We start from the raw sequence: 8533 nt of genomic DNA on the forward strand, positions 1-8533 counted from the left end.
TTTCCTCGAAAAGGGCTAACGCCGCATTAAGGTGTGAGCGACGCTTGGCTATACTTGAGCGAAGCGAAACTGCCAAGCGTTGCGAATCACTCTTAAATGCTTTGTTAGGCAAATTTACTTACCGTAGAAAAATGCTTTTCTTGACTCATCATCATGCAGGTCATGCACAGCCATATGTGAATGTTTTGCTGGCACTGAGTCTGACCATAGTTGAAATGGAAGCTCATCGAAGATAATTTCTGCTGATACCATTGAAAAGTCTTTTTCATAGCAATCATGTAAGATTTTAAGCCTTGTAGAAGGAAAACTGTCCTTAAACTCTCGATTAAATTGGGGGTAGAAATAACGTATTAAGGCAGCCTCGTACAAAGAAATCCTTTCTTGTTCACTTGTATTAAAGAGTTTATCTAGACCCGCTTTGATTCTGCCACCGGTCTCGTCTTTTTGTTGTGCAAAAGGGTTCAATGCGGTAATTAACTGTGGACTTGGCTCTACCTCCAAAAGCAATAACTGGAGTTCATAATTATCTGGCACGCCAGTTAATGAGATCTTTTGAAGTGTTTCGTGTTTCATTAATCGGTCAATGGCGTTTCTGGAACCGTCTTTCCCGTATGCTTGCCCTACGTATTTCACTTCAAACTTCGAGTGTTGTTGCAGGAAGAGATTTATTGCTTCTTCAGGTATCGCAAACTTTTGCCCTTGCTCATTTACAGCGTAAGGAACAGCATCATCTAACTCTAACCGACAGCCTTTAGGTAATGGTAATTTGAAGTCATGCTTAACCGAGCCTATTTCAAACTCTAATACCGCATCTTGTTCTTCTTGATACCCTCTCAACAGCTTTGTTTTAGGCAGATAGCCGATAATATAGATATGGCATTTCTTTGAAATATCCTCGTACTGCTTTAAACACTCTTTATCATATAGCAATTTTGCTGGTAAATAGAAAAAGGTTGTAGCATACAAGCTTAGCGCATGTTCTACATCAAACATGGACTTTTTTAGAATCTTATCAAGTTGACTCATTTTTTGTTTTCTCGGTACATAACTCTTATTCTTTCTTTGCTTTCTGCGTTGTACTTTCGCCAGCTTTCTTCGTAGCTTTCTAGCAATCTTCTTTTTATTTTTCATTCACCGTACTTCTCTATTTGCCTAACGCCGCATTAAGGTGTGAGCGGCGCTTGCCTATACTTTGAGCGAAGCGAAAACGGCAAGCGTTGCGAATCACTCTTAAATGCTTTGTTATGTGCATTCTTGCCAGTTGTACTCCATTTGCCTCGCCACTGTATCGGCAAATTGATGGCCGTAGTGTTTTGACACGAGATGTAAGCTCATGTCGATACCGGCAGATATACCACCAGAAGTAGTCAGGTTTCCAGAAGTTACCCAACGTTGGTTATTAACAACATTTAAGTCTGGAAACTGAGTAGCTAAATCAGGAATATCTTCCCAATGGGTAGTCACAGTTAAATTGTTGATTAGACCTGCTTGAGCCAGAAGAAACACACCAGTACAAACTGATGCAACTTCAGAAGCTAGAGGGACTACCGAAGCCAGCCAAGCCATGATATTTGGCTTACACATTTCATCCCTGTGTACACCACCCACAACAACCAGTAAATCTATTGGCGGGTGATCCTGTAACGAATAATCAGGTAACACCTTAAAACCACCACGAGCCACAACCGGCTTAGAACTTTCTGAGACTAGAAATATATTCAGACTCTCAGCACCAAGCCGTTTAGCTGTACTGAAAACTTCAAATGGTCCCGAAAAATCAAGAACTTCTGCTTGATCGTAAATGTAGATACCTATGTTCATTGCGCCTCCATGCACATAACGCCTTGCTAAGGTGTGAGTAACGCAATACAAAAGCTACCGCACAGCGCCTTAATCACCATAAGCCACCGCAAAGTAAAAATGCCACGCGTTACGAATCACTCTTAAGCAATTTGTTAGTACATGCGCTACTTCTATTTGTGCGCTCCAAGATATTGAAAAGTAGCATGATATGAAAGGCTTTGAACACTGAAGTGAGACGGGCAGCTACAAAACTTAAAATCGATAGAGAGACGAAAGTTGGCTAGAAGAAAAACGTACTGAACTCACCTACTTTTACTGACTTCAAATTAGAAAAGGATTCGATCCTCGCACTTTGATGGCAACACCAAACGAACGACAAGATTAACTCAGGAAGTACAACGAAAACGAAGAAGCGCCAAAGAAATAGGCTAAGAGTTAGAGACCGTAAACGGTGAAATCAAAGCGAACACTCCGCATATAGTGCCACCGGAAAGAACGTGAAAGGTACAAAATGAAAGGTGTAAAGACAAGCGCCAAAACAGATAAACACCAAAACTTATGACCCTTGATGTCAAACCCGTACTAACGCCCAATTAAGGGGTGAACAACGCCTACACCAACCTAAAACATTGTGCCATAAACACTAAAACTGAAGTAGAAGCAAAAGTGCCAAGCGTTGTGAATCCCTCTTAAATTGCTTGTTATGGCGCAATTCTCAAAGATGGCCACTTAACTAACCATCCTTTCGAATTTACACGATTTTCAAATGTTGCTCGTGACCTTTTAGGGTTATGCGTGACGCAGTAACCAAATAAAGATTCAAACCCAAACGCTGAGATAACTTCATATTGATTCACGCCTGTTTGACGAACACCAACGGCTGTTTCTTTTTCAGGCCAATAGCTCATAGCATCCACTGAACTTTGATAAGGTTCATCACCATTACGTTGATGCATTTGAGCTTGATTTCGAACTTGCCAGTTAAGCTCTGGCATACAGCCTTTCAAGTGTACTTCATAATACAAGTAGGTATCAGGATTGGATTCATTCGGGTCGAAATAGATAACATCAACGTCATTCAAAGGAGTCGTAGATTTAAACCCATGTAACGAGTCCCAAACTAGATTTCGGACGAAACCTGCTGCTATATAGCACTGAGGTAAATTCAGCTGAGACACATGATTTAGTGCCTCAGTCCTTATTGGATCACGTTTTATTAATTCTACGATTCTGTCCATTTTCGTCCTGCGCCATAACGCCCTGCTAAGGGGTGAGCAACGCAATACAAAAGCCGCCGCAAACCACCTTAATCACTAAATTCAACGCATAGAAAAAATGCCACGCGTTGCGAATCCCTCTTGAGCAGTTTGTTAGTCGCGAGGCACCGAGCGACAATTTTAAGCCGAACTAAACTTTGCGAACAACAAACTTTATGTGCTTTGATGCATTTAAGTCAGGCGTAGTCTCAAAGCGGCTAGTCTATGAAACCACTTGGAACAAACAACGCCGCAGAAAACGGACTGACAACACCAAAAAGCGCTTTTGGAAAGCCAATCTCAAAGTGTGGGCTTTCAACAAAGTCACTGAAACCACGTGGAACTTACCACACCAGAGAAAACGTCATTTCAGCGAGTAAATCTGCTTTTGTATCCAACAAACTCACCGAGCAGAGTTGCAACCCAAAACAGACTCTCGATTGCCCAGCTCTGTCAGCACCAATGGACAAAACAGCCGCTAGAGCAGTTACAAAACTTTGGACTTAAAACAGCTGAAAATGAGTTTGGACCAACGACGATGAACCTGTGAACCGAACAACAAGCAGCCAAATTTTGAGCTTAAAAACATGATTTTGATTGCTAGCTTTTTCTGGCGACTAACGCCGCGTTAAGGGGTGCCGGCACGCAATACAAAAGCCCCTGCAAAGCGCCTTAAACACTGAACTTAACGCATATTAAAAATGCCACGCGTGCCAAATCCCTCTTAAACGCTTTGTTATGTGAATTTACTTCTTGGACAGATGATTTAAAGGAGCCCAAGCTAATTCACCCTCCGTATTTAACTTTGAGCACCAAATCCAGCCATTAAGCTCGTAATCTTCAATTAAGGTTTCACCAACCGTTAATGTATGCTCTTTCGCAAAGTAATCTTTAAGTACTGTAACTTGGCTGCCATCAACGGTTAGGATTTGCTTAGGAACCCATCCTTCTTTGTCCGCACCTTTACATAATATCCAATTGGCCCAATCTCCATTGGGGTTGGACTATTCGATATATTGCAATTGTTCGCCCTTTACCACTTTTATCGGTGACTCTGGCGCATCCTTGTACTCTTTAACTACCGTGTATTTCATTACGTTTTACAACTCCATTCACATAACGCCCTGCTAAGGGGTGAGCAACGCAATACCAAAGCCGCCGCAAGCCACCTTAATCACTAAATTCAACGCATAGTAAAAATGCCACGCGTTGCGAATCCCTCTTGAGCAGTTTGTTAGTTTGCAAACCCAAAGCATTGATTTTAAGTCACTTTAAACTTTGCAAACAATAAACTTTATGTGTTTTGATGCACTTAAGTCAGGCGTAGTCTAAAAACGGCTAGTCAATGAAACCACGTGGAACAAACAACGCCGCAGAAAACGAACTCACAACACCAAAAAGCGCTTTTGGAAAACCAATCTCACAATGCGGACTTTCAACAAAGCCACTGAAACCACATGAACTTACCACACCAGGGAAAACGCCATTTCAGCGAGTAAATCGGCTTTTGTACCAACAAACTCAACGAACAGAGTTTCAGCAAGAAAGTTCGACTCAGTTAACTCTAAAGTCACCGCCCCAAAGAATAAATCAACCGTTGAAGCGATGCCAATTTTGGATTTTCACCACGCTAGATAACACTAAAATTGGAAGCTAATACGACAACTTAAACTTTGAGCTTTTACCACTAGATCTTGCGATATAGCTGCATTTTTCCTCTTGCAAACTAACGCCCTGTTAAGGTGTGAGCAACGCTATACCGGAGCTCCCGCATACCACCTTAAACACTAAACGCAACGCATAGTAAAAATGCCACGCGTTGCGAATCACTCTTAAACAGTTTGTTATGTTCGTAGCTTTTGTAGTCCTCGAATCGCCCTGTTAGTCGACTCTACCAAGTCAGCCCGTTTCAATTTTTCTCGAATTGCCAATGCTTTTATGAACTGTTGCTCTGCCAGTTTATAGTTGCCAACCTCAACGTTCAATTTACCCAAATGCTGCAAGCTAAAACTCAAAGAAAGCTCACAAGCAAAGTCCTGGCTTTTTAAGAATGCTTTTTCAGCGCCAATCATGTCACCTGAATATTGCAGAGCCATACCTGAAACATGGGTTGACCAGAACTTGTTCTTAACGCTAGACGTTGAAGTATGCACTTTGGAAGCCATCCGATAAGCTAACCTACAAAGCCCAATGATTCGTAAACAGTCGGCTATCAAGAGAAGCTGCCATTCTAGCTTCTCTTTTTTGTTTGAAAGCTTGAATACGAGGGCTTTATACAGATTTACAACAAGTTTCTGAAAAACGCCAGAAGTTACCCTGTCCCTTTGATATTCCACCATGTCCTCCAAGAACATAACGCCTTGTTAAGGTGTGAGGCACGCAATGTCGAAGCCTACGCATACCACCTTAATCACTAAACCCAACGCATAGTAAAAATGCCACGCGTGCCGAATCACTCTTGAACAATTTGTTATGTTGAGATGTTAAGCAACACGTTCATGACTATCTAGCGTCTTCACAGGCAACTGGTTTTCAACTAGAAAGTGGTAAAATCTTAGATCTTCAATTAAGTCAGGAGAAGCTAGTTCAAAGTCTTGATAGGTATGATTTTTGAAACGAAACCTTACCGTATGTTCAAACCTTTTGGTTTGCGCATACAAAATCTCATTAATATCAGCAGTATTTATACTTGTACCTAAAAGAGATAAACTATTACCATCAAGCACAACTTCTAGCGACTGTTTCGGTTTGGATACTAAATACTCAGCAGCTAAAGATACAGCACAAAAAAATGCGATATATCCTAATTGTGTGAAAAATGGAACCTTAGATATCTCGACTAAGTAGTAAGCAAACATGCCACAAATTAATACTCTAGTGACAAAGCTATACATTAATTTAAAACTGACCAATTTACTTTGTTTCAATAAAGTTTTCATAACTCCCTTCTCAACATAACGCCCAGTTAAGGGGTGAAGCACGCAATACCGATGTGCTGCATGGCACTTCAACACCTAAACCACCGCATACCAAAAATGCCACGCGTGCTGAATCCCACTTGAACTGTTTGTTAGCACGCTGCCATTTAAGCCGTTGGCACACGCCAAGATATTGAAATATAGCACGAAATTTATGACTAAAAACACTGAAACCAAACGGGCAGCTGCCAAACTGAAAACTAACTTCAAGACGTAAGTTGGCTAGAAGAAAAACATGCTTAACTGCCCTTGTTCACCGCTTTCAAATTAGCAAAGAATACGGCTTCGAACTTGAACAACAGCGACAAAGAAACGCTTGTTTTGCCGAAAATTTCTCAGCGCCAAAGAAACAACACCAGAGAAATAGACCGAAAGTTAGAAACCGTAAACGATGAACTCAAAACGAAAACTTCGCATCTAGTGCCACCGGAGCGAACGTGAAAGGCACATTTGGTCAGGTGTAACGCTAGGAAAAGAAACCAATAAACACAGAAACTTTTAGCCTTTGATACCGACCTAGTGCTAACGCCCAGTTAAGGGGTGAAGCACGCAATGACCAAACTACCGCATTGCACTTCAACACCGAAACCAACGCATAACAAAAATGCCACGCGTGCTGAATCCCACTTGAACTGTTTGTTATGTGCGTACATTTAACGAAAGCACATCCCTTACATCACGAGAGTCAGACTCTTTCCAACGAGTTACTGTTTTACCTTGTGAAGTAGTGTCAACAAGCACTTCGATTGTGTAGTTTGATTTATATTTTCGTTTTTCGAACTGTTGATGCAAATAGGCTGCAAACTGTTCTGCTAAATCTACAGAATCAAGGTAAATGCTCTTCCCACGCAATCGTCCGGCAGGTGAAACACTGACAGTGATCATTGAATTATCATCGTGCTCCCAATGATAAGAGCGCAGGTTTTGAGGTAGAAGATCATTTCTCACTCGAATAAGTAATGTTGCATACTCTACAACGCTCTTATTCGGGAACTCTCCCAACTTTCTAAGCATGTTACTTTTTCTCCCTAAGCACATAACGCCGCATTAAGTGGTGAGCAACGCAGACCACTGAACTTAAAGTATTGTGCCGTAAACACCGAAATTGAAGTAAACTAAAAATGCCGAGCGTTGGGAATCCGTCTTAAATGCTTTGTTAAATTTACAAGTTCCTCTGGACTTATTACTTGTACCCCAAACTTCTCTGCTACTAAACGTAGATTGTCAGAATGAAATACAGACTGACTACCAGCATTCCGAGCTTGATCATTTGTACAAAAGTAGTCGTTACCAAATGCATAGTGAGCGGAAATAGAGTCTCCATCAGCCCACTCAGCAACTGAAGCGGCAAATTTCTTGATTTCGGTCTTTGACGCCATTTGAGCTAGCCTTTTATACGGAGACATTTTTATACCATAATGCTCTACAAGCTTGTGGTATGAACTTGAACCACAGCCCAAAGATTCAATAAACTTTGAACATTCATTCAGTCGATCAGCATATACCCAAAATTCATCGATAGATGAGAAGTTAACCTTTGTTTTATCTTGGATTTCTTTTGCTCTAGCCGTTCCAATATTAGTCATCGTGATTACTTTGAAACCTAGTTCAACTGCTTTTGAATACTTGAAAGCTAGTGCAGGATGCATTCCCGGATGAGCATCATTGTCCGGGCCAAAGCCCACCACTCCATGAAAATGATTTCCATCAAATTCTTCTGTGACCACTTCAATTTTTGGTTTGTATGTTGAAGTATGAGACAAGCGATCAGCCTTGAAGATTGATTCAAGGGAAAGAGCAATTTCACAGAAATATGGCTCAATTTCATTATTACAAATATCCCGACTTAAACTTTCGTAAACCGATGGTTTATCACTATCTGGAGAAACTATATTTTCCCAAACATTTGAATCAAAAGTTACCTTCATAGTTTCCCCGTAAATTTAACGCCCAATTAAGGTGTGAGGCACGCAATACCGATGCCGCCGCATACCACCATAATCACTAAAACCAACGCATACTAAAAATGCCACGCGTGCCGAATCACTCTTAAATTGTTTGTTAGCAATATGACCCAACGTCATGCGCTGAACTCTTTTAACGCTGACACTGCTGCTTCGGCTTTACTTGTTTGAACAAAGATATGATCGTGATAATAAGCTGCAATCACATTTGCGCTAATATCCTTTGAAGCCAACTTGTTAGCCACTGCTGCTGTAAGACCAACAGCTTCCAAACTAGAATGAACTGTTAACGTAATTTGGCTATACGAACCTTCAAACGATAAACCAGTCTTCTCTGCAACTGCTTTTTCGATAACTAAGGTTAAACCTTCGGATTCGATGAACGTAGCGACTGGGTTTAACTCAATGTAATCTCTGAGCGAGCCTGAAACCGTACAAAAAACGAACTCAGCGTCAACCAACTTTGGACTCATGGAGCTCAGGAGTTCATCTAAATCTGTAATTCCCGACATGTGTGATATTTCCTTATATT

Annotated in this window: 8 protein-coding genes and 1 pseudogene; all 9 read right to left on the reverse strand. The window is 41.2% G+C overall.

Annotated elements, in window-relative coordinates; translation table 11 throughout:
• Positions 1-114 precede the first annotated feature (114 nt).
• The 9 genes and pseudogenes from NDJ01_RS24655 to NDJ01_RS24740 all read right to left on the reverse strand — a co-directional run bounded on the left by NDJ01_RS24655 (position 115) and on the right by NDJ01_RS24740 (position 8513).
• Positions 115-1131, reverse strand: a complete 1017-nt coding sequence (locus NDJ01_RS24655; protein WP_258587578.1) for a hypothetical protein — start codon at positions 1129-1131, stop codon at positions 115-117.
• A 111-nt stretch (positions 1132-1242) separates the two neighbouring features.
• Positions 1243-1821: a DJ-1/PfpI family protein gene (locus NDJ01_RS24660; protein ID WP_258587579.1), complete on the reverse strand. Its 579-nt coding sequence runs from the start codon at positions 1819-1821 to the stop codon at positions 1243-1245.
• A 683-nt stretch (positions 1822-2504) separates the two neighbouring features.
• Positions 2505-3041, reverse strand: a complete 537-nt coding sequence (locus tag NDJ01_RS24670; protein WP_258587580.1) for a nucleotidyltransferase family protein — start codon at positions 3039-3041, stop codon at positions 2505-2507.
• Positions 3042-3805: 764 nt separating this feature from the next.
• Positions 3806-4153, reverse strand: a pseudogene (locus NDJ01_RS24680) (hypothetical protein).
• Positions 4154-4903: 750 nt separating this feature from the next.
• Positions 4904-5413, reverse strand: a complete 510-nt coding sequence (locus NDJ01_RS24695; RefSeq protein ID WP_053809149.1) for a hypothetical protein — start codon at positions 5411-5413, stop codon at positions 4904-4906.
• A 129-nt stretch (positions 5414-5542) separates the two neighbouring features.
• Positions 5543-5998 (reverse strand): hypothetical protein, encoded by a 456-nt coding sequence (locus NDJ01_RS24705; protein WP_258587581.1) that lies wholly within the window; start codon positions 5996-5998, stop codon positions 5543-5545.
• 678 nt (positions 5999-6676) lie between these two features.
• Entirely contained in the window at positions 6677-7051 is a 375-nt protein-coding gene (locus tag NDJ01_RS24725) for a hypothetical protein (RefSeq protein ID WP_103176310.1), read from the reverse strand.
• Between the two features lie 101 nt (positions 7052-7152).
• A complete protein-coding gene (locus tag NDJ01_RS24730) occupies positions 7153-7965 on the reverse strand; it encodes a hypothetical protein (RefSeq protein WP_258587583.1) in 813 nt (270 codons plus the stop codon).
• 152 nt (positions 7966-8117) lie between these two features.
• Positions 8118-8513: an ACT domain-containing protein gene (locus tag NDJ01_RS24740; RefSeq protein WP_046875146.1), complete on the reverse strand. Its 396-nt coding sequence runs from the start codon at positions 8511-8513 to the stop codon at positions 8118-8120.
• Between the last annotated feature and the right edge of the window lie 20 nt (positions 8514-8533).

The sequence above is a fragment of the Vibrio sp. HS-50-1 genome, from assembly GCF_024747315.1.
Lineage (GTDB): Bacteria > Pseudomonadota > Gammaproteobacteria > Enterobacterales > Vibrionaceae > Vibrio > Vibrio diabolicus.